Here is a 21,570-nt window from a genome sequence, read left to right as displayed (position 1 = left end):
TTGTAATTTAAAGGAATATTGAACATGCGTAGGCAGTTGGTCCTCGATACCGAAACCACGGGTTTGAATGCGCGCAATGGCGACCGCATTATAGAAATTGGTTGCGTAGAATTAGTAAACCGCAAGCTGACTGGTAATAATTTCCATCGCTACATCAATCCTGAGCGAGATTCCGAAGAAGGTGCTTTGGCAGTTCACGGCCTGACCACCGAATTTTTGAGCGACAAGCCCAAGTTCGCCGAGATTGCCGAAGAGTTTTGCGCTTATATCAAAGATGCCGAAGTCATTATCCATAACGCACCTTTTGACATCGGATTTTTGAATGCCGAGCTCGCGCGTCTGGATTTGCCCTTATTGACAGAATATTGCCCCAGTGTCATTGATACATTGGTTCAGGCAAAAGAATTGCATCCGGGTAAGCGTAATTCGCTGGATGCGCTCTGTACCCGTTATGAAATTTCGAATTCTCACCGCAAATTGCACGGCGCTTTGCTGGATGCTGAATTATTGGCAGATGTTTTTCTGGCAATGTCACGCGGACAGAATAGCTTTGAGATTGAAGTAGAAGAAGACGATGCGCCAAAAGTGCAGGAGGTCGTGGCTTTTGATATGCCGGTTGGCGAGATTGCTGTATTGATGGCCACGGAAGAAGAGATGGGTGAGCACGAAAAACTCCTGACAGGGCTGGATAAGCAGATTAAAGACAAATGCATCTGGCATGCGACTTTGTAGGAAATAAACCAGGTTCATGGTCTTATTGATATGCATGAAAGACAATAAATGCTGGAAGCAATAACTTAAATAGCCAAGTAATCGACCCAAAACTAATCACCTGTTGCAAACAGGTGATTTTTTTTTGATTTTTTTTGGGGGCAACCCTAAAGATTTCACAATTTGTTGCCGTTACAAGCTCATGAAAATAAATCGAAAATATTTTTAAATTTTCCCTAAAGTTTTCTAAAGTGCTGCCGTTAATGATTATAAGACGATGCGATAAAACCTAAATTTATGCGTAAGTCTTTGTTTTTATTAAATTTTTTCGAATTGCTCGATTTTGCTGGTTTGAAAAAATAAAAATCTGTTTTCTACGGAATTTAATTTTGTAGATGTCTAAATGTGCCTGTAGGATATTTTCCTACGGCATGTCGTCGTTTTATTCTTGCTTTAAATACGGAATCCCGCTTATACAGCCACTTTTGGCCAGCCTGCACAATGTATCTCACTGGCAACGCAAACATGCCGCTGATAACAAAACTGGAGGGTGGGAAAATGACGCAGAACGATATGATGGCCGAGATTCGGGATGCCAATTTGAGTTATTTGATGTTGGCACAACAAATGATTCGCGCTGATAAAGCGACCGCTATTTTCCGTTTGGGTATTGGTAAAGAAATTGCAGACCTGATCGAAGGTTTGAATAATGCCCAGATCTTGAAGCTGGCTGGCTCCAACATGATGTTGGCGCGCTTCCGCTTCGAAGATAGTTCCATTTTGTGCATGTTGACAAATTACAACAAGGAGCGTGCGCTTGCGCATTCCCATGCTGCGATTTTGATGGCTGGTCAGCCAGTTGAAGAAATCCATTAATTTGTCAGGCATTGAATCGAAGCGGACGGAGAAATATCATGGCAAGCAAAAGCGTAGTAAACGAGGCTCACGAAATTCAATTGGCAATTGAATTGGTCAATCTGGGTGCCAGGTTGCAGTTGCTGGAATCTGAGACATCCTTGTCGCGTGAGCGTCTGCTGAAGATATACAAGGAGTTGAAAGGGGTATCCCCTCCAAAAGGCATGCTGCCTTTTTCTGCTGACTGGTTTATTACCTGGCAGCCAAATATCCATTCTTCCCTGTTCATGAACATCCATAAGTATTTGCGTGAGCATGCTGGTGTTGATGGTATAGATGCTGTCATCAAGGCATACCGCCTGTATCTGGAGCAGGTGCCTGTTCCTGCTGGTGAAGAGCCTGTCTTATCCCTGACACGTGCCTGGACTCTGGTGCGCTTCTTTGAGGGGAAAATGCTGAGTTTTGCAAAATGTTGCAAATGCGGTGGGCATTTTGTTGCGCATAGCCTGGATTTGCATGATGATTATGCTTGTGGTTTATGTCACGTCCCGTCACGGGCAGGTAAAACAAAAAAAGCAAAAGATGCGGAGGCCACACTGGAAATGGTGGCATAAAATTCAGGAGGAGCCTTGGAGGTAGCGTCATCAAAAACCCGTAAAGGCAAATTCCTACCAGATGGCGGAGTGCTTTCTTCGCCCGTTTGCCTGGCAGTTCTTATCCAGCTATTGGCTTTAGGCCTGTCTTATCTATTGTATGTCGCCGACCGGTGGCAACTCGGCGGCAAACTTTCCCCCTTTTTACTGCTCTTCATTCACGCTAGCCTTGCTTCTGCGTGCAGCTATCTGCTGCGTATGAACTGGTGGTGGTGGTTTATTCAGTTCATCTTTCCCTTTGCGGTCGTCGCTTCGCTGGTTTTTCAACTGCATCCCGGTATCAGCCTGGCGATTTTCGTGTTGATGGTATTGTTGTTTTGGTCAACTTACCGCACTCAAGTTCCATATTTTCCTTCCAAATCCAGTTTGTTGCCGTGTATTCTTGAGCAACTACCTGTGCATGATGATTTGTCTTTTATTGATATTGGCAGCGGTTTTGGTGGCGTCTCAGTTAGTCTTGCCAGATTGCGGCCCCAGCAGTCTTTTTTTGGGGTAGAAGTCGCCCCTTTCCCCTGGCTGGTCAGCTGGTTAAGGGCTAAATGGGCGGGCCCTAAGGTTCGTTTCTATTTAAAAGATTATTTGCAGCTGGATTTCGCTGAATTCGATGTGGTCTTTGCATACCTGTCGCCTGCGGCCATGCCAGACTTGTGGGAAAAGGTCAGTGCCGAGATGCGGCCGGGTACTCAATTCATGAGTTATGAATTCAAAGTGCCGGGTGTTGAGGCGGATTTAACTATAAAAAGCAATGAGAATGACCCCGTTCTGTATGTCTGGCGCATATAATGCATATAGTGAAATGTATTCCTGAAGCAATATTTAACCTTCCATTTCTGGTGAATGCGTCCGGTCTGAGGTAGTGTAGTTGATATTATAAAAATTCCCTCTAAGGAGTAAAAGCTCGTGTTAGTTATCGTCGGCTATCTCGTCGTGTTGGGCTCAGTGTTCGGTGGCTTCGTCATGTCCGGTGGACACGTTGCCGTATTGTTTCAGCCACTGGAATTGTTAATGATAGGTGGCGCCGCAGTAGGTGCTTCACTGGTGGGTAATAATGCAAAAACTCTGAAGGCTTCATTGAAAGCACTTCCTGGCGTTTTGAAAGGCTCAAAATACAATAAAGCTTTGTACATGGAGTTGATGACCATGTTGTTTGATGTGCTAACCAAAGTGCGTAAGGAGGGTCTGATGTCCATCGAAGGTGACATCGAGCGTCCGGAAGAAAGCCCGCTGTTCAGTAAATATCCTGCAATTGTTCATGATCATCATATGATGGAGTTCATATCGGATTATTTGCGGCTGATGGTCTCAGGGAACATGGATGCTTTTCAGATCGAAAACTTGATGGATAATGAGTTGGAAACGCATCATCACGAAGGTGCAGTTCCTGCACATTTCATCGCCAAGCTTGGTGATGGCTTGCCTGCTTTTGGGATTGTGGCTGCGGTGATGGGCGTTGTGCACACGATGGAATCGGTTGGGATTCCGCCTGCTGAATTGGGGATTCTGATCGCGAAGGCCTTGGTCGGTACCTTTCTGGGTATCTTGCTGGCATATGGATTTGTCGGTCCTTTGTCGAGTTTGATGGAGCAACAGTTGGATGAGTCATCCAAGACTTTTCAGTGTATCAAGGTCACTTTGCTGGCCAGTCTGAATGGTTATGCGCCGGCATTGGCTGTAGAGTTTGGCAGGAAGGTGTTGTATTCCACTGAAAGACCAACTTTCAGCGAGCTGGAAGAACATATTAAGCAATCGAAATCTAAATAATAAAAAGTGGATTGATGATGGCAAGCGAAGAACTACGACCAATTATTGTAAAGCGCATCAAGAAGGTGGCCGGTGGTCACCATGGTGGTGCGTGGAAAATCGCCTATGCTGACTTTGTGACGGCGATGATGGCGTTTTTCTTGCTGATGTGGTTGCTGGGCTCTACTGCGAAAGGTAATTTGAATGGTATCGCTGAGTATTTTCAAACTCCTTTAAAAGTGGCAATGGCGGGGGGCGACGGTAGCGGTGATAGTTCCAGTGTGATCAAGGGTGGTGGCAAGGATTTGAGTGCGCGTGAAGGGCAAAGCCGTAAAGGTGAGATTGACACGCAAAAGAAAACTTATAACCTGCAAGCTGCCGAGGCTGCTCTGGCAAAGGTTGAGGCTGAGCGCTTAAAGGGCCTGAAGTCCAAGATTGAAGCGGCCATAGAATCCAACCCTACGTTGAAACAATACAAGAAACAGCTTTTACTCGATATCACCACAGACGGTTTGCGCATACAGATGGTGGATGAACAAAACCGCCCCATGTTTGCCTCAGCCAAGGCAGATCTGCAACCCTATACGAGGGAAATACTGCATGAAATAGGCAAGGCACTTAATGATGTACCTAATCGCATCAGCCTTTCTGGTCATACTGATTCTGCCCCTTATGGTAGTGGTGAGCGCGGTTATAGCAATTGGGAATTGTCTGCCGACCGCGCCAACGCTTCCAGGCGGGAGTTGATTTATGGTGGCATGGATGAGACCAAGGTGTTGAGAGTCGTCGGATTGTCGTCTTCTGTTTTGTTCGATAAGGCAGACCCTCTGAATCCGATCAACCGAAGAATCAGCATCATCGTCATGAATAAAAAAGCAGAAGAATCTGCTTCGCAGGATGGCGGCTCTATTGAGGTTGCAAATCAGTCTGACTCAAGCGCTGAAATTTCAGTCAAACCTTGATATAAGCAAGCTACAAGTAAGACTGCAGCATCATTAAGTCAATATGCATAGATAGGATGCTTAAGATGTCCAAAAAGAAACTGTTGGGTTCTCAGGTTAAGCAACTTTTATCAGGTGTGTCTGATCATGGAAATGCACATTTGCTGGAGGTTGAGACTGACCTTGCGCAAACAACGATACTCTTGGGTGAGGCGATAGAAAAGCTGGGTGTCAGCTTCATGGCGCTGCATGCAGCAATATCAAGCGAACAGGAAGAAATCAATCTGATCATCAGTTCTGGTAGTGTTGCAGATGACAGCGTGTTGCGGCTCAAGGCAATTCAGGGCGATATCGCAACACATATCAGCTCGGCTGTGACCAGTTTGCAATTCCAGGATTTGACCAGCCAGTTGATATCGCGCACCTTGCAAAGGTGTGAAGGTTTGCGTGAAGTGCTGGGAACCTTGGGTGTGGTCGGCAATGATATGCAGCATGACGGTGAAACGGACGAGTTGACAGCCTTGTTGCGTGAGACTACCGTGCGCCTGGAAAAACAAAGCGCCGACCTGAAGAATTTGTTACGTAAAGCAGTGCATCAAAAGCATATGGATAGCGGTGACATAGAGTTATTTTAAATCAAGTGGCAGCAAGCTTAAGCTGCCTACAATTCGTATAACGGAGTAAATATGGCCAAGACAATTTTAGCTGTGGATGATTCTGGCTCTCTGAGGCAGATGGTCGCTTTCAGTTTAAAAGCAGCCGGATATCAGGTAATCGAGGCGGTAGATGGCCAGGATGGTCTGGAAAAAGCGCGTAACCAGGTGGTGGATCTGGTGCTGACTGATCAGAATATGCCACGCATGGATGGGTTGACCCTGATCAAGTCCTTGCGTGGCCTGCCGTCTTATGCACGTGTACCTATCCTGATGCTGACAACAGAATCAAGTGATGACATGAAGGCGAAGGGACGTGCGGCCGGTGCGAATGGCTGGCTGGTGAAGCCCTTTGATCCACAAAAGCTGACTGAAGTAGTTAAAAAAGTGATTGGCTGAATTATTGGTCCGGTGTCTGGGCAAACAAATGTAAATCACGGAGTTTAATAATGACGATTGACATGAGTCAGTTTTTCCAAGTGTTTTTCGACGAGGCGGAAGAGCTTCTTGCCGAGAAGGAAAAATTGTTACTTGGCGTCGATATCTCTTCGCCTGATCCTGAGGATTTGAATGCCATATTCAGGGCAGCTCATTCCATCAAGGGTGGTGCTTCGACCTTTGGCCTGACAGATATGACGGAGGTGACGCATATACTGGAGTCACTGCTCGATAAAATACGCAAGGGAGAAATGGCGTTGACAGGGGAGCATGTAGATGCTTTTCTGATCGCCAAAGATATTTTAAAGATGCAGCTTGATGGGCACAGGCTGGGTACACCTGTCGATCAGGATGCGGTAGCAGATGTCAGGATGTTGTTGCAATCTCTGTCGCAGGACGCGGTTCCTGTGGCTGCGCCAACGGCCAGTTTTATTAGTCATCATTCAGAAATGGATCATGCAGATGTCGTATTCAAGACGGCATACAAAATCGAAATGCCTGAGGTGTCAGAGGCAGATGCTGCAGCGATCATGTCCGAGCTTGGACTTTTGGGGGCGATTTCACGGCTGGATAATAATGGCAAGAATGTGGTTCTTGCATTGCGCACCAATGAGAGCAAGGATGACATCATATCTATCTGCTCTTTTATTCTTAATCCTGATACGCTGAAAATTACTGAAGAACAGATAGCTAATCTGCCTGTCAATAAGGCCGCACCTACGGAAGACGAGCTTGGCTATGGTTTTTTTGAGCCGCTGGAATCGATGTTCCCGCCAGAAGAGGGTAAGGCTGATGCCATTGTCGAGAAAACGCCAGAGATAGTGCTGCCTGAGAAGCAAGCGCCGCATGCCGAGAAAAAAGTGGAAAAACCCGCTGCTTCTCAAGAGTCTTCCACCATCAGGGTAGGTATAGAAAAAGTTGATCAGTTGATCAACCTCATTGGCGAACTGGTCATTACTCAAGCGATGTTGGAACAACGTACCCAGGACCTTGACCCGATTGCCAATGAACGTCTGCTCAGTAGTGTCGCCCATTTGACGAGAAATACCCGCGATTTGCAAGAGGCAGTGATGTCCATACGCATGATGCCTATGGATTATGTTTTTTCGCGTTTCCCGCGCATGGTCAGGGACCTGGCCAGCAAACTGGGCAAGAAAGTCGAATTTGTGACTTATGGTGCTTCCACCGAGCTTGATAAGGGTTTGATAGAACGTATTGTCGATCCCTTAACGCACCTGGTCAGAAATAGTATTGATCATGGTATAGAGATGCCAGCCGCTAGGCTGCAGGCCGGTAAAGGAGAGGCTGGTAAATTGTCCTTGTCAGCCGTGCATCAGGGCGGCAATATCGTCATCGAAGTCAGTGATGACGGTGGTGGCCTGCACAGAGAGAAAATTCTTGCCAAGGCCAGGCAAAATGGTCTGGCGGTTTCGGATTCCATGAGTGACAGTGAAGTCTGGTTGCTGATTTTTGCCCCTGGGTTCTCTACTGCGGAGACGGTAACTGACGTTTCTGGCCGTGGTGTGGGCATGGATGTGGTCAAGCGTAATATTACCGCCATGGGCGGTGTTGTTGATATACGCTCAGCCATGGGTTATGGCACGACAATCACGATTTCCTTGCCATTGACACTGGCGATACTTGACGGCATGTCGATTAAATTCGGCAATGAAATTTATATTTTGCCCCTGGGCTTTGTCATGGAGTCGCTGCAGCCCGCCAAGGCAGATATCAAAGAAATCAGTGGCAAGGGCAGGGTGGTGAAAGTGCGTGACGAATATCTGCCGCTCGTACCTTTATACGAGTACTTTGATATTGAACCAAAGTATACCGATCCATCTGATGGCATAGTCGTTATCGTTGAAGTCGATGGTAAAAAAGCGGCCTTGTTTGTTGATGACCTGGTCGGGCAGCAGCAGGTAGTAGTGAAAAACATAGAGTCGAATTACAAGAAAGTCCCAGGGATCTCCGGCGCAACTATCCTGGGTGATGGCGGCGTTGCACTTATTTTGGATGTCGCTGCCGTTTTGCGTACTGCGCGATGAAGATTGAATCAGAAATTTAAGACGAGGAAAAAGAAATGACGCAAATTTCACAGGGTAGTGATCAAGGCTCGAACGATGGAGCTAAATCTGATATTGCCGGGCATGAATTCCTTGCTTTTACTTTGGGTAATGAAGAATATGGTATCGACATTCTCAAAGTTCAAGAAATACGTGGTTATGAGGCCGTGACGAGAATTGCTAATGCCCCTGATTTTTTGAAGGGTGTTATCAACTTGCGCGGCATTATTGTGCCTGTGGTCGATATGCGTATCAAATTCAATCTGGGGACGCCTACTTATGACCAGTTCACGGTGGTCATCATTCTCAATATAGAAGGGCGCATAGTTGGCATGGTGGTCGATAGCGTTTCCGATGTAACGACTTTGCTGCCCGAACAAGTCAGGCCGGCTCCTGAAATGGGAACGACTTTCAGTACGGATTTCCTGATTGGTCTGGGTACGCTGGATGACCGTATGTTGATACTTGTTGATATAGACAAATTGATGTCGAGTCCAGAAATGGGACTTGTTGATGCAGCAGCATGATGATCTAGTTTCTCTCTGAGTGGCTACTGAAAAAAAATGTAGACATAGAACTGACTAAAAAATAAATAGGAGACGCTATGAATCTGAGAAATTTTAAAATTGGTACCCGTTTGGGTGTTGGCTTTGGACTTATTTTGGTGAGTCTGATCGCCGTTATCTTATTCGTCAATGCATTGAGTGGCAACAATCGCAAGGCCATGATAGAAGGCTTGAACCTGGCTGCACAAAAGCAGGTGCTGGCCAACAACATGAAAAGCGCCTTGTTTGAAAGCGGCATAGCCATGCGCAATATCGGCATACAGTCCGATGTAGGTGAAATGCAAAAAGAAGAAACCAAGGTTAAGACGCAAAGGAAAAAGTATGAAGATGCTAAAGAAAAGATTGCGTCCCTTGGCCTGAACGAGGAAGAAAAGAAAATTCTCGGTGATATCGCAAGAATCGATAAGGAAATAGAAAAACCATTAAAAGATGCAGTCGGTCAGGCCCTGGCGTTTAATGCCGAAGGTGCCGCAAAAATTATTGCCTCTGTGATTGATCCGCTTAGCTCCAAATCCATTTTGGAAATGAATAAGCTCGTTGATCTGCAGGATGTCGCCTCCAAGCAAGTGTTTGAAAATTTCGCAGCGGCTGGTGCAAAACTGACTATCTGGCTGTATGCCATACTTTCATCTGCAGCCGCTTTGGGTGCATTGTTTGCCTGGACTATCACACGCAGTATTACCCAACCCTTGCAAGAAGCCCTTAGCCTGGCAGAGACCGTTGCTGAGGGGGATTTGCGCAGCCAGGTGAGTGTATCGGGTCATGATGAAGTGACATCATTGTTCCAGGCACTGAAAAACATGAATGACAATCTGGCTTCAACAGTCGGACAGGTCAGGACAGGTACAGAAACAATTACCGTAGCTTCGCAAGAAATAGCCTCAGGTAATGCCGATCTCTCAAGCCGCACAGAATCACAGGCCAGTTCGCTGGAAGAAACCGCTAGCTCGATGGAAGAACTGACCAGCACCGTCAGGCAAAATGCCGACAATGCCCGCCAGGCCAACCAGCTCGTGGTTTCTGCTTCCAGCGTCGCGGTCAAGGGTGGTGAAGTCGTAGGGCAAGTGGTCAATACCATGGGCTCGATCAAAGAGAGTTCACGCAAGATCGTCGATATCATTGGTGTCATTGATGGCATCGCCTTTCAGACCAATATCCTGGCCTTGAACGCGGCGGTAGAAGCGGCGAGGGCAGGTGAGCAAGGTCGCGGTTTTGCGGTGGTTGCGGCAGAAGTGCGCAATCTTGCACAGCGCAGTGCCAGTGCTGCGAAGGAAATCAAATCCCTCATCAGTGACTCGGTCGATAAGGTTGATCAGGGTAGCAAGCTCGTCGATGAGGCAGGCAAGACCATGGATGAGATTGTCACCAGTGTCCAGCATGTGGCCGACATCATGAGCGAGATCACGGCGGCCAGCCAGGAGCAAAGTTCAGGTATAGAACAGGTGAACCTGGCGATTACGCAAATGGATGAAATGACGCAACAGAATGCGGCCTTGGTTGAACAGGCAGCAGCGGCGGCAGAGAGTATGGAAGAACAGGCAGTGGCATTGGCCCAGGCAGTCAGTGTATTCAAACTCAACGGAAATGCCGCCCAATTAAGTCAGCAAGTCAAACCAGTTGTCAGTAAGGCAGCAAGCAATGTCGCAAATAAGCCAGTCACGAATACCAGGTCTCAGGTGAAGGCTTTGCCAAGGGCGGCGACTCCTGCTGCGTCTGCATCAGCCGGTGCAGGTGCGCGGGCCGGCAAGCCAGCCGCAGAGCAGGGCAAACCTGCTGAAGACGACTGGGAAGAATTTTAAAGTGTGGTTATGCCTGCACGTTTGCAGGCGTCCCGCTTAAAGCACTAGTCATATAAAAAGTGTCACGTAACGTATCAAAGACACTTGTAATTTAACTTAATTAACAGTAAATATCTTTCAGTCTGGCAAAATGTCTTCGTAATCTTGATTATCTGGATTTTTATTTGAAATCAGCTTTCGTCTCTGAAACAGGATGGGGAAAGTTTGGGAAAGCATTGAATGACGAAATCCATCGATAAAGCCAGATCAGACACTTCAAAGGAGTTTGCGTTTAACTCCAGGGATTTTGACCGTGTCAGGGATCTGATTTACAAACGTGCTGGCATTTCCTTGGCAGATAGCAAGCAGGAAATGGTGTATAGCCGGCTTGCACGTCGTTTGCGGGCGACTGGTATCAGCTCGTTTTCTGAATATCTGGATGGCCTTGAAAGTAATCAGATTGAGTCTGAATGGGAAGCATTTACCAATGCCCTGACGACTAACCTGACTTCATTCTTCCGGGAAGAGCATCACTTCCCCATACTCGCTGAACACATTGCCAGGAAGCATGAACCGGTTAATATCTGGTGTTCTGCCAGCTCTACCGGTGAGGAGCCGTATTCTATCGCCATTACGCTTTGCGAAGCATTCGGAACTCTACGTCCGCCCGCGCACATCATTGCCACGGATATAGACACCAATGTACTGGAGACAGCATCCCGTGGCGTATACAACCTTGATCGTATAGAAAAATTGTCTGCTGAGAGAACGCGAAAATTCTTCTTGAAAGGCAAGGGTGCCCAGGAGGGCCTGGTCAGAGTCCGGCCGGAATTACGGGACCTGATTACATTTAAACAGTTGAATTTATTGGAAGATGGCTGGCCTTTAAGTGGCGAATTCGATGCAATTTTTTGCCGGAATGTCATGATTTATTTTGACAAGCCTACGCAGGGTAAAATCTTGAAGAAGTTTGTTCCCTTGATGAAGCCAGACGGTCTGTTGTTCGCCGGTCATTCGGAAAATTTCCTGTATGTCTCAGATGATTTCAAGCTAAGAGGGAAAACAGTCTATGAGCTGGGTAAATCCCAGACGGCAGGCAACAAAGCGACATTGCGCAATTTGCAAAAGGGTAATCCATGAGCCAGCTAAGTGAAGAGCATTTTGCAACGAATGTCTATTACGACAGAACTTTCGATTGTGATGCCGCCAAAATACTGCCAGGTGAATTTTATTTTACCAACAAGGACATGCTGATTGTTACGGTGCTGGGTTCCTGTGTTTCTGCATGCATTCGTGACCGTGTTTCCGGTGTTGGTGGCATGAACCATTTCATGTTACCGGATGGTGGCGGGGACGCAGATAATCCAGTGTCGGCATCCATGCGCTATGGCACCTATGCGATGGAAGTGCTGATCAATGAATTGTTAAAGGCAGGTGCCAAGCGAGAAAACATGGAGGCTAAAGTGTTTGGCGGCGGCAATGTATTACGTGGCTTTACCGCGATCAACGTGGGGGAGCGTAACGCCAAATTTGTACTCGATTATTTGCGGGCTGAAAGGATGCGCGTCATTGCTGAGGATCTCAATGATATTTACCCGCGCAAAGTCTATTTTTTTCCCAGAACCGGCAAGGTACTGGTCAAGAAACTCAAAGTGGAACATAACGATACCTTGAGAAGGCGCGAGCAGGATTATGCCAGCAGGCTCAAGACGACTTCAGTTGGTGGTGAAGTCGATTTGTTCTAGTTATTTTGTATGTGTGAAGTCGGTGGCTGAGACTGAGCGCGGAGTATTTACGAATGAAGATTAAAGTATTGATTGTCGATGATTCTGCGTTGATCCGTAGCGTCATGAGCGAGATTATCAGCAGTCAGCCCGATATGGAGGTGGTCGGAGTTGCTCCCGATCCTCTGGTTGCACGCGAACTGATCAAGCAGACCAATCCTGACGTGCTGACGCTGGATGTGGAAATGCCAAAGATGGATGGCCTGGATTTTCTTGAGCGCCTGATGCGCCTGCGTCCCATGCCTGTCATCATGGTGTCGTCATTGACGGAGCGAGGCTCTGAAATTACCATGCGCGCATTGGAACTGGGGGCGGTTGATTTCGTCACTAAGCCCAAGTTGTCGATACAAAGCGGCATGCTTGAATATACTGAGCTGATCACGGACAAGATCCGGATCGCATCCAAAGCCAGGATCAGGCCCAGAACTGCGCCCATAGCAACTCCCGGACAGGCAAATGTTGGTGTATTGCCACAAGTTCGCAATCCTCTGACCAGTAGTGAAAAACTGATTATTATTGGGGCATCGACTGGTGGTACTGAGGCAATCAAGAATTTTCTGGTGCAAATGCCTTCCGATTGCCCGGGGATTTTAATCACCCAGCACATGCCGGAAGGGTTTACCCGTTCTTTTGCCAAACGTCTTGATGGCTTGTGCAAGATTTCAGTGTCCGAGGCCGCCGGTGGTGAGCGCGTCTTGCCAGGTCATGCTTACATTGCCCCCGGTCATTCTCATCTGTTGTTGGGGCGTAGTGGTGCCAACTATGTGACTCAACTGGATCAGGGTGAGCCAGTTAACCGGCACCGGCCCTCAGTGGATGTCCTATTCAGGTCAGCTGCGACTTATGCCGGTAAAAATGCTGTTGGCGTGATCTTGACTGGCATGGGCAAGGATGGGGCGGCTGGCATGCTGGAAATGAAAAATGCCGGTGCATACAATTTTGCCCAAGACGAAGCAAGTTGTGTAGTATTTGGTATGCCGCGTGAAGCAATTGCAATTGGCGCGACACATGAGGTTGGCCCTTTGAATGAATTGCCCACCAAGGTCCTGCATTACCTTGCCACGCATGGCAGCAGAGCCCTGAGGGTGTGACGTTTTGATAGAATTTAATGTGTTACAGCAATTTCACCACCGTTTTATCTCAATTTGTCCGATAATGCTAATAACTGTCCTTAAAGAAATAGTGGAGTAATTCATGGCTGATCAAAATCTCAAATTTTTAGTAGTCGACGATTTTTCTACTATGCGTCGCATAGTGCGGAATTTGCTGAAAGAATTGGGATATTCCAATGTCGATGAAGCCGAAGATGGAGCAATGGGACTGGCAAAGTTGAAGAATGGTGATTTCGATTTCGTCATTTCTGACTGGAACATGCCTAACATGGATGGGCTGACGATGTTGCAGCACATCCGTGCTGATCCAGCTTTGTCAAAAATGCCGGTACTTATGGTCACGGCCGAGGCCAAAAAAGAAAACATCATTGCTGCTGCGCAGGCTGGTGCAAATGGCTATGTAGTAAAACCATTTACTGCAGCTACTTTAGATGAAAAACTGACAAAGATTTTCGAAAAACTCGGGAAATAACAGGGCAATCAGTTTGCCAGGAGATGACATTGCGTAAGTGCTTTAACTCAGGCACTCAGGCATTAAATCTCCTGATTAAGCCAGTGCAAGTAAGCCAGTGCAAGTGAGCAGGCTGCCGCAACATGGCAAAACTTTGCGACAGTGCTCTGATTTGACAGGCAAAAATCTGTAAAAGCCATATTGCTTGCTCGCTTTTGCCCGGAAGGTGATAAAGAGAATAAAGTTGACCTGTGTTTACCTGCAATGCGCTGCAGGCAATTATATGAATGATGAGGTTGTCGTTGATAGTAAGGCGGTGGCTTGCGATTGCAGTCTTGAACAGCGTTTCAAGTTATGTTCAAGTTAATGTCCGGGTGTTGTAAGGCAGAGTCGGCTTTGTTGATTTTCACTGCAGCCCGGGGTCTGAATTTTTCAATCATATTAATCCAACATAAATAATACTAAGATGATAGAAGAAAGCTTCATCGTAAGAGAGCCACTACTCGATCCTAAACAGCGAGTCATTGGTTTTCAAATTTCCTGGCAGCAGCCGGATCAGAATGCAGAAGCAAGCACAGAAAGCCTGAGCGCCTTGCTTGAATTCGTTGCCGTACAATTGCATGACGATGACAAGGGCTTCCTGCTTGGCGATAGCCTGCTGTTCCTTGAAGCCGTTCCAGAGTTATTGCATGCAGAAGGCTTAAAGCAACTGCCTGCTAAAAATACTGTACTGATACTCCATAAAAAATACTTTGCCGACCCGGATACGCTGGCAGCAGTGACTGAGTTGCGCCAACTGGGTTATGGTATCTGCCTGCGTGGTGCTGAGGTGACTACGCTGGAGCGCGCTTATTTTGCGCAAATTACCCATCTTGAAGTCAAATTGAATGCGGCTAATTTTGCTTCACAGGCAAAGGTGTATGCAACATTGAAGCAATCGACGGTGCGCATGGTCGCCCGCAATGTCAATGCCTGGCAGGATTTTGATGCCTGCTCAGCCCTGGGTCTTGACAGCTTTGTCGGTAAATTGCATCTGACGCCAAGGCCAAGTACTGCGCCCAAGACTTTAAATACATCCCAGACGACCATTTTGCAGTTGATGGAAATGGTTAGAAAAAATGCCGACATCCAGCAGCTTGAAGCGGTTGTCAAACGCGATGCAACACTGGCCTATAAACTTTTGCGTTACATAAACTCGGCTGGCTTTGGTTTGCGTACTGAAGTGCAATCCTTGAAGCATGCCGTGCAAATGCTGGGTTACAGTCCCTTGTATCGCTGGCTGACGCTATTGCTGGCAACTGCGAGTACCAGCGGTTATTCCCCAGTCTTGCTGGAAACTGCCATTGTTCGTGGCCGCTTGGCTGAAATTCTGGGGCAGAGCAAAATGTCTAAGAGCGAGGCCGAAAACCTGTTTGTGGCAGGTATGTTCTCTTTGCTGGACAGGTTGTTGGGCATCCCCATGGAAGAGGTGCTGTCATCGATACAGTTGCCTGAAGTAGTCACTGAGGCCTTGATCTCCCGTGGCGGTACTTATGGACCTTTCCTGGCCCTGGCTGAGGCGTGTGAGTTGAACAGCATGCTGGTTGGCTCTCTGGCAGAGACGCTGAAGATCACCCCGCCAGATTTAAATGCTGCGCACATGGCAGCGCTGGTTTGGGCAAAAAATGTCGCTTCTGTAGCCTGATCAGCTTTTGCCTTAACCAAAAAGACAAGCAGTTTTGCTTGTCTTTTTTTTGCTTTATTTGGCAAGACTAGATAAAGTTCGCTACTTGAAAATTAAATTGAGACAAGTCCCATTCTCGTGGGAAAGAAGTCGTTCCAACTATGAATGTTGTACAAGCCAAAAATGAACTGCCTCAACCTGCCATACCTGCCTGGCTGGTCTGGTTGTTTGCTATCTTCTTTTTGGCTTACGGTCTTGGTTGCTACCCGATATTAGACAACAATGAGGGCCTGTACGCAGAAATCCCCAGGGAAATGCTGGCATCTGGTAACTGGCATCATTGGATCATTCCGCATCTGAATGGTCTGGCCTATATGGAAAAACCGCCTCTGCTGTACTGGCTGACGGCGATTTCTTTTGCAGTGTTTGGCGAAAATGAATGGGCGGCCCGGCTGGTGCCTGCGATGTCTGCACTGTCTTGCGTGGCTTTGATTTTGTGGTTTGGCAGGCAGATAGCACGGATCGCTGCCTCGCGTCTGGCTGCCTTGATGTTCATCAGTGGCTTGGGTGTCATGGCGATGTCACGCACTCTGATGTTTGATATGCTGCTGACCGTATTTTTGACAGGTGCGCTGATGTTTGGTTACCTGTACAGCGTCTCAGGAGAAAAGAAGAAGCTCAATTGGTGTTTGGGTTTATTGGCATTTGCCTTGCTGGCCAAGGGCTTTGTTGCCATTATTTTATTTGGCGCTGTGAGTTTTATTTACACCATATTGTTTTCCAGTTCGCTAAGAGATTTTCAAAAAAGAATCATCGCCTGGTTTGATATAAAAGCGATAGGGATTTTCTTATTGATAGCCTTGCCCTGGCATATTGCTGCCATTCTGGCTGAGCCTATATTTGCCTGGTTTTATTTCATCAACGAGCATGTGCTGCGGTTTTTGGGCAAGCGCGAACCGCATGATTATTATGCTGGTGCCTGGTGGTATTACCTGCCGAGGATGGTGCTCTACCTCTTCCCCTGGTCCTTCTTTTTGCCTGTGCTCTTATTTGTGAAGGCAAAGCAGCAAACACCAAGAACCCTGCATTTTTTCCTCGCTTGCGCCTGGATCATGCCAGTCCTGTTTTTTTCTTTATCCAGTGCCAAGGCGAATTATTATCTTGTCGTTGTCATGCCGCTGGCTGCATTGCAACTGGCCATCGCGCTGGAAGATAGAGGTTTTGGTGCTGCATGGGGCCGGGCATTGGTGGGTGTGTTTTTGGCAGCATTATTTGGCCTCGCCGCCTGGTGGATAGGTAAACAGACGAATCATCAGCTGTCTTCGCTAGTGGTGTATGGCATGGATGGAAAGCAGTTCTTACGGGAATTCATGCTGGCTGCATGTCTGTTGAGCGCAGGTATTGGGGGTCTTGTCTGGCGCAAAGTGCGCTTTGGAATCTTCCCGTTTATCGCTTTGCCAGCATTGATGTTGCTGGCGTTTATTGGGCTTTTACAAGCCGCCGCACAATGGACTTCTACTCAGCCCTTGTTGGCTGAATTGTCAACAATTGAAGCTAAGCATGAAGTATTTTTATTTAAGGTGTTTGAACATCAATCTTCATTGCCATTTTACTTGAAGCAGCCGGTAAGAGTAGTTGATAGCCGTAGTAGTGATTTGTTTTGGGGAAATAAACTTCATAAGAATAATATTGTTCTTTCAGATAGTAGTTTTGATACTTTGTTAGATAAGCAATCCGTCGTTTTGCTTGTTCTTGATGAGGATTTGGATAAAAACCCAAAACTACCAGACAGCCAGACAGAGTGCTTTATGTGTAAAAAATATGCGTATAAATTCAAAAAAATTAAAAAAATCGGCCGAACTACCTTGTTTATGAACTGAGTTTGGTAGTCAAGGCAATTTCTTCCTGCTGGCGTCTGGAGTCAGCTTGGGCATCAAGGTATAATCACGCTTTCTGATCCAACCAGCACTTGTGCACGGCAGGTTTTGTGTACATTGCCTCAACTACCTCGCTCACCATGTTGATATTGCCAGGCTCCAACGCCCTGTCTGCTTTTCGTACCTCCGGTCTTCTCTCTCGTTTGCAAGCTGTTGATGCCAATATTGTTGGCGTTACTGGTCGCTATGTCCATTTCGTTGATGTTGCCTCTGAACTGCTCAAAGAAGACGCTGACCGTCTGAATGCCTTGCTGGTATACGGCGATGCATTTACCGCCAGCAGTGAAGGTGATGTGTTTGTCGTGATTCCACGTTTCGGCACGATATCGCCATGGGCCAGCAAGGCCACAGACATCGTCCACAATTGCGGCATGACACATATCCATCGTCTTGAGCGCGGCATTATCTACTATGTGCAAGTCAAGACTGGTTTGCTGGGCGGTGCTAAAAAACTCGCCGATGGCAGCCGTGAGCAGGTGGCTGCACTCTTGCATGACCGCATGACAGAAATGGTGCTGGCCGATGCGCAGCAAGCGCAGGCACTGTTCTCTGAACTGGTTGCCAAAGATCTGGAGCATGTTGATGTACTGCAAGGCGGCAAGACGGCGCTGTTACAAGCAAATAGCGAACTCGGCCTGGCTCTGTCTGATGACGAGATCGATTATTTGGTTGATGCTTTCACTATAGCAAAGCGCAATCCTACAGACGTAGAACTGATGATGTTTGCGCAGGCGAACAGCGAACATTGCCGTCACAAGATTTTCAATGCAGACTGGACTATCGATGGTCAGAAGCAGGATAAATCCCTGTTCCAGATGATCAAGAACACGCATGAGTTGCAACCCAAGGGCACGATCGTTGCCTACAGCGATAATTCTTCCATCATGGAAGGTGCAGTCGTCAAACGTTTCTTCCCATCCGGTAAAGACCAAATCTATCAGGTAACAGAAGAACTGACGCATACCCTGATGAAAGTGGAAACGCATAATCACCCTACAGCCATTTCTCCATTTCCAGGCGCTTCTACTGGCGCTGGCGGTGAAATTCGTGACGAAGGCGCCACAGGTCGCGGTGCCCGTCCAAAAGCGGGCCTGACTGGCTTTACCGTATCCAACCTGATGTTGCCAGGCGCACGCCAGGCATGGGAAAACGCTGGTGACAGCCTGACTACAAAAGTTACTGTGGATGCCTACGGCAAGCCAGACCGCATTGCTTCACCATTGCAGATCATGATAGAAGGCCCTTTGGGGGGGGCTGCTTTCAATAATGAATTTGGCCGTCCTGTTCTGGGTGGTTATTTCCGTACCTTCGAGCAAAATGTCGGCGGCACGGTCTATGGCTATCACAAGCCCATCATGATTGCCGGCGGTATAGGCAATATCTCGGACAAACTCACCAAAAAGAATGATCTTCCTGTAGGCAGCCTGCTGATACAGCTGGGTGGTCCTGGCATGCGCATAGGCATGGGTGGCAGTGCTGCATCTTCGATGGCAACTGGTACTAATACTGCGGATCTGGATTTCGACTCGGTACAGCGTGGTAATCCTGAAATGGAACGCCGTGCGCAAGAAGTCATCAATTCCTGCTGGCAGTTGGGGGAGAATAATCCCATCCTGTCCATCCATGACGTTGGTGCTGGTGGTTTGTCGAATGCTTTCCCAGAAATCACCAATGATGCCAAACGTGGTGCGCTGTTTGATTTGCGTAAAGTACCGTTGGAAGAAAGCGGTATGGCACCAAAAGAAATCTGGAGTAATGAGTCGCAGGAGCGTTATGTCCTGGGTATAGCACCAGAAAGCCTGGAACTGTTCCGCCATTTCTGCGAACGTGAGCGTTGCCCGTTTGCCGTGGTTGGTACTGCGACTGAAGAACGTCAATTGCGCGTCATCGATCCGCTGAACGATACTTCACCAGTCGATATGCCCATGAATGTCTTGCTGGGCAAGCCGCCAAAAATGCACAGGGATGTTACCCACGTCAGCAATGACTTCCCTAAAATTGATTTGACGGGCATCGATCTGCAAGTTGCCGCTGAGCGCGTATTGAGCCTGCCTACGGTTGCTGATAAATCCTTCCTGATCACCATTGGTGACCGCACAGTGGGTGCTACATCCGTGCGTGATCAGATGGTTGGCCCATGGCAGGTACCAGTAGCTGATTGCGCCGTGACCACCATGAGCCTGGAAGGCTACCTGGGTGAAGCCATGTCCATGGGCGAGCGTACACCTCTGGCCGTGATTGATGCTGCTGCATCTGGCCGTATGGCGGTTGGTGAAGCCATCACCAATATCGCTGCTGCACCGATCAAAGATATCTCTGATATCAAACTGTCGGCCAATTGGATGGCAGCCTGTGGCCAGCCTGGGCAGGACGCCGCCCTGTTTGATACGGTAAAGGCAGTTGGCATGGAATTGTGCCCGGCGCTGGGTATCAGTATCCCGGTGGGTAAGGATTCCCTGTCCATGCGAACCACCTGGAAGGATGAAGGGCAAAGCAAGGCCGTGACCTCACCGGTATCACTGATTATTTCTGCCTTCTCGCCCGTGTATGACGTACGCAAGTCACTGACGCCGCAAATTCGCCTGGACCAAGGTGATACCAGTCTGATCCTGATCGACCTGGGCCGTGGCAAGAATCGCCTGGGTGCTTCCTGCTTTGCGCAAGTCATGCAGCAACTCGGCAATGATGCGCCTGACGTCGAAAGCGCAGAAGACCTGAAGGCCTTCTTTGCCGCTATCCAGCAGTTGAATAGTGAAGGCAAATTACTGGCTTACCATGACCGCTCAGACGGCGGCCTGTACGCCAGTCTGTGTGAAATGGCCTTTGCTGGCCGTGCTGGTTTATCGGTCAATCTCGATATCCTGACCATGGATAGCGAGCATGCAGCAGATCAGGGGGATGCCAAGAACTGGGCAAGCCAGGTGTCTGAACGTCGCAATGACATGACCTTGCGCGCCTTGTTCAATGAAGAGTTGGGTGCCGTGATACAGGTGCGTACTGAACAGCGTTCAGAAGTCATGGATGTCTTGCGTAGCTTCAATCTTGGTGCCTGCAGCCACATCATAGGCAAACCAAACAATAGCGGCATCATCGAATTTACCCGCGATGCCAAGCAAATTTATAATCAGCCAAGAACTGCATTGCACCAGTTATGGAGCAAAACCAGCTGGCAAATCGCCCGCCTGCGCGATAACCCTGCCGGTGCCGATGCTGAATACGCACGCATTGTGGATGCTAATGATCCAGGCATGCAACCCAAGCTGAGTTTCGACCCGCAGCAAGATGTGGCAGCGCCATTCATTGCGACTGGCGTGCGCCCCAAGGTTGCTATCTTGCGTGAGCAGGGCGTGAATTCGCATATAGAAACTGCTTATGTCATGCACAAATCTGGTTTTGAAGCAGTCGATGTGCACATGAGTGACCTGATTGCCGGTCGTGCAAAGCTGGCTGACTTCAAGGGCCTGATTGCTGTTGGTGGTTTCTCTTATGGTGATGTGCTGGGGGCCGGCGAGGGCTGGGCTAAAACGATTTTGTTCAATGCCATGATGTCTGATCAGTTCTCGCAATTCTTCCATCGCGATGACACTTTTGGATTGGGCATTTGCAATGGTTGCCAGATGATGAGTAATTTGAAATCCATCATCCCTGGCGCGCAGGCATGGCCTAAATTTACGAGGAACAAGTCTGAGCAATTCGAAGGCCGTTTTGTCATGGTGGAGGTGGCCGAGTCTGCTTCTATCTTCTTCCAGGGTATGGCTGGTACGCAAACACCTATCGCTATCGCTCATGGTGAAGGTTTTGCTGACTTCTCAACGACTGGCGACATTGCCAAAGCACAGGTTGCCATGCGTTTTATCAATAATGCTGGCCTGGCAACAGAAGCTTATCCATATAATCCAAATGGTTCACCACAGGGCATTACTTCAGTCACCAATGAAGATGGACGCTTTACTGTGTTGATGCCACATGCGGAACGTGTGTTCCGCTCAGTATTGCATTCATGGCATCCAGAAGGTTGGGGTGAAGATTCCCCTTGGATGCGTATGTTCCGCAATGCACGGGTATTCGTGGGCTAGACTGTCGCGATATCAGTTAAAAGGGAAGGGTGCAATCATGAAAATGATTGCCCCTTTTTTACTTGCCCCTCACTTTATGAAGATGATTTACATTCTCAGTACAGAATAAAACCTTTACGTGGCACAGCTTTCCTTATAATGAATCGTCA

Annotated in this window: 18 protein-coding genes; all 18 read left to right on the top strand. The window is 47.9% G+C overall.

Annotated elements, in window-relative coordinates:
- The first annotated feature begins 24 nt into the window (after positions 1 to 24).
- The 18 genes from dnaQ (at position 25) to purL (ending at position 21,421) form a co-directional block, all read left to right on the top strand.
- Complete coding sequence (gene dnaQ / locus UNDKW_RS13840) at positions 25 to 732, top strand: DNA polymerase III subunit epsilon (RefSeq protein WP_162059163.1); 708 nt, start codon at positions 25 to 27, stop codon at positions 730 to 732.
- A gap of 537 nt (positions 733 to 1,269) precedes the next feature.
- A complete protein-coding gene (flhD, locus tag UNDKW_RS13835) occupies positions 1,270 to 1,587 on the top strand; it encodes a flagellar transcriptional regulator FlhD (protein ID WP_110254236.1) in 318 nt (105 codons plus the stop codon).
- Between the two features lie 38 nt (positions 1,588 to 1,625).
- Positions 1,626 to 2,180: a flagellar transcriptional regulator FlhC gene (flhC, locus tag UNDKW_RS13830; protein ID WP_162041613.1), complete on the top strand. Its 555-nt coding sequence runs from the start codon at positions 1,626 to 1,628 to the stop codon at positions 2,178 to 2,180.
- A 15-nt stretch (positions 2,181 to 2,195) separates the two neighbouring features.
- Positions 2,196 to 3,002 carry a class I SAM-dependent methyltransferase gene (locus UNDKW_RS13825; protein WP_162059162.1) on the top strand — a complete coding sequence of 269 codons (807 nt, stop codon included), beginning with the start codon at positions 2,196 to 2,198 and terminating at the stop codon, positions 3,000 to 3,002.
- Between the two features lie 117 nt (positions 3,003 to 3,119).
- Positions 3,120 to 3,980: a flagellar motor stator protein MotA gene (gene motA / locus UNDKW_RS13820; protein WP_162059161.1), complete on the top strand. Its 861-nt coding sequence runs from the start codon at positions 3,120 to 3,122 to the stop codon at positions 3,978 to 3,980.
- Between the two features lie 17 nt (positions 3,981 to 3,997).
- The gene (gene motB, locus UNDKW_RS13815) at positions 3,998 to 4,921 is read left to right on the top strand and encodes a flagellar motor protein MotB (RefSeq protein WP_162059160.1); all 924 of its coding nucleotides are present in this window, start codon (positions 3,998 to 4,000) and stop codon (positions 4,919 to 4,921) included.
- 65 nt (positions 4,922 to 4,986) lie between these two features.
- Positions 4,987 to 5,535 carry a chemotaxis protein gene (locus UNDKW_RS13810; protein WP_162059159.1) on the top strand — a complete coding sequence of 183 codons (549 nt, stop codon included), beginning with the start codon at positions 4,987 to 4,989 and terminating at the stop codon, positions 5,533 to 5,535.
- A gap of 51 nt (positions 5,536 to 5,586) precedes the next feature.
- Positions 5,587 to 5,952 (top strand): response regulator, encoded by a 366-nt coding sequence (locus UNDKW_RS13805; RefSeq protein ID WP_110253733.1) that lies wholly within the window; start codon positions 5,587 to 5,589, stop codon positions 5,950 to 5,952.
- Positions 5,953 to 6,002: 50 nt separating this feature from the next.
- Positions 6,003 to 8,036: a chemotaxis protein CheA gene (gene cheA / locus UNDKW_RS13800; RefSeq protein ID WP_162059158.1), complete on the top strand. Its 2,034-nt coding sequence runs from the start codon at positions 6,003 to 6,005 to the stop codon at positions 8,034 to 8,036.
- A gap of 35 nt (positions 8,037 to 8,071) precedes the next feature.
- Positions 8,072 to 8,581, top strand: coding sequence for a chemotaxis protein CheW (locus UNDKW_RS13795; protein WP_162059157.1), 510 nt, complete (start codon positions 8,072 to 8,074; stop codon positions 8,579 to 8,581).
- Between the two features lie 77 nt (positions 8,582 to 8,658).
- Positions 8,659 to 10,419, top strand: a complete 1,761-nt coding sequence (locus UNDKW_RS13790; protein ID WP_162059156.1) for a methyl-accepting chemotaxis protein — start codon at positions 8,659 to 8,661, stop codon at positions 10,417 to 10,419.
- Positions 10,420 to 10,638: 219 nt separating this feature from the next.
- Positions 10,639 to 11,538, top strand: coding sequence for a CheR family methyltransferase (locus UNDKW_RS13785; RefSeq protein ID WP_162059155.1), 900 nt, complete (start codon positions 10,639 to 10,641; stop codon positions 11,536 to 11,538).
- Positions 11,535 to 12,143 (top strand): chemoreceptor glutamine deamidase CheD, encoded by a 609-nt coding sequence (gene cheD, locus UNDKW_RS13780; protein WP_110253729.1) that lies wholly within the window; start codon positions 11,535 to 11,537, stop codon positions 12,141 to 12,143. Before UNDKW_RS13785 ends, cheD begins: the two co-directional genes overlap by 4 nt.
- A 53-nt stretch (positions 12,144 to 12,196) precedes the next feature.
- The gene (locus tag UNDKW_RS13775) at positions 12,197 to 13,273 is read left to right on the top strand and encodes a chemotaxis response regulator protein-glutamate methylesterase (protein ID WP_162059154.1); all 1,077 of its coding nucleotides are present in this window, start codon (positions 12,197 to 12,199) and stop codon (positions 13,271 to 13,273) included.
- Positions 13,274 to 13,376: 103 nt separating this feature from the next.
- Complete coding sequence (gene cheY / locus UNDKW_RS13770) at positions 13,377 to 13,766, top strand: chemotaxis response regulator CheY (protein ID WP_110253727.1); 390 nt, start codon at positions 13,377 to 13,379, stop codon at positions 13,764 to 13,766.
- 445 nt (positions 13,767 to 14,211) lie between these two features.
- A complete protein-coding gene (locus UNDKW_RS13765; RefSeq protein ID WP_162059153.1) occupies positions 14,212 to 15,429 on the top strand; it encodes an EAL and HDOD domain-containing protein in 1,218 nt (405 codons plus the stop codon).
- Positions 15,430 to 15,569: 140 nt separating this feature from the next.
- Positions 15,570 to 17,288, top strand: a complete 1,719-nt coding sequence (locus UNDKW_RS13760; protein ID WP_162059152.1) for a glycosyltransferase family 39 protein — start codon at positions 15,570 to 15,572, stop codon at positions 17,286 to 17,288.
- A gap of 137 nt (positions 17,289 to 17,425) precedes the next feature.
- Complete coding sequence (purL, locus tag UNDKW_RS13755; RefSeq protein WP_162059151.1) at positions 17,426 to 21,421, top strand: phosphoribosylformylglycinamidine synthase; 3,996 nt, start codon at positions 17,426 to 17,428, stop codon at positions 21,419 to 21,421.
- Positions 21,422 to 21,570 lie beyond the last annotated feature (149 nt).

The organism is Undibacterium sp. KW1, assembly GCF_009937955.1.
Classification (GTDB): Bacteria; Pseudomonadota; Gammaproteobacteria; order Burkholderiales; family Burkholderiaceae_D; genus Undibacterium.
This window is presented reverse-complemented; position numbering and strand designations above follow the sequence as displayed.

Coding starts and splice junctions, on each gene's coding strand:
- purL (WP_162059151.1), top strand. CDS start 17,426: ATGTTGATATTGCCAGGCTCCAACGCCCTGTCTGCTTTTCGTACCTCC.
- UNDKW_RS13790 (WP_162059156.1), top strand. CDS start 8,659: ATGAATCTGAGAAATTTTAAAATTGGTACCCGTTTGGGTGTTGGCTTT.
- motB (WP_162059160.1), top strand. CDS start 3,998: ATGGCAAGCGAAGAACTACGACCAATTATTGTAAAGCGCATCAAGAAG.
- UNDKW_RS13765 (WP_162059153.1), top strand. CDS start 14,212: ATGATAGAAGAAAGCTTCATCGTAAGAGAGCCACTACTCGATCCTAAA.
- cheA (WP_162059158.1), top strand. CDS start 6,003: ATGACGATTGACATGAGTCAGTTTTTCCAAGTGTTTTTCGACGAGGCG.
- flhD (WP_110254236.1), top strand. CDS start 1,270: ATGACGCAGAACGATATGATGGCCGAGATTCGGGATGCCAATTTGAGT.
- UNDKW_RS13785 (WP_162059155.1), top strand. CDS start 10,639: ATGACGAAATCCATCGATAAAGCCAGATCAGACACTTCAAAGGAGTTT.
- flhC (WP_162041613.1), top strand. CDS start 1,626: ATGGCAAGCAAAAGCGTAGTAAACGAGGCTCACGAAATTCAATTGGCA.
- UNDKW_RS13805 (WP_110253733.1), top strand. CDS start 5,587: ATGGCCAAGACAATTTTAGCTGTGGATGATTCTGGCTCTCTGAGGCAG.
- UNDKW_RS13760 (WP_162059152.1), top strand. CDS start 15,570: ATGAATGTTGTACAAGCCAAAAATGAACTGCCTCAACCTGCCATACCT.
- cheD (WP_110253729.1), top strand. CDS start 11,535: ATGAGCCAGCTAAGTGAAGAGCATTTTGCAACGAATGTCTATTACGAC.
- dnaQ (WP_162059163.1), top strand. CDS start 25: ATGCGTAGGCAGTTGGTCCTCGATACCGAAACCACGGGTTTGAATGCG.
- UNDKW_RS13775 (WP_162059154.1), top strand. CDS start 12,197: ATGAAGATTAAAGTATTGATTGTCGATGATTCTGCGTTGATCCGTAGC.
- UNDKW_RS13810 (WP_162059159.1), top strand. CDS start 4,987: ATGTCCAAAAAGAAACTGTTGGGTTCTCAGGTTAAGCAACTTTTATCA.
- UNDKW_RS13795 (WP_162059157.1), top strand. CDS start 8,072: ATGACGCAAATTTCACAGGGTAGTGATCAAGGCTCGAACGATGGAGCT.
- cheY (WP_110253727.1), top strand. CDS start 13,377: ATGGCTGATCAAAATCTCAAATTTTTAGTAGTCGACGATTTTTCTACT.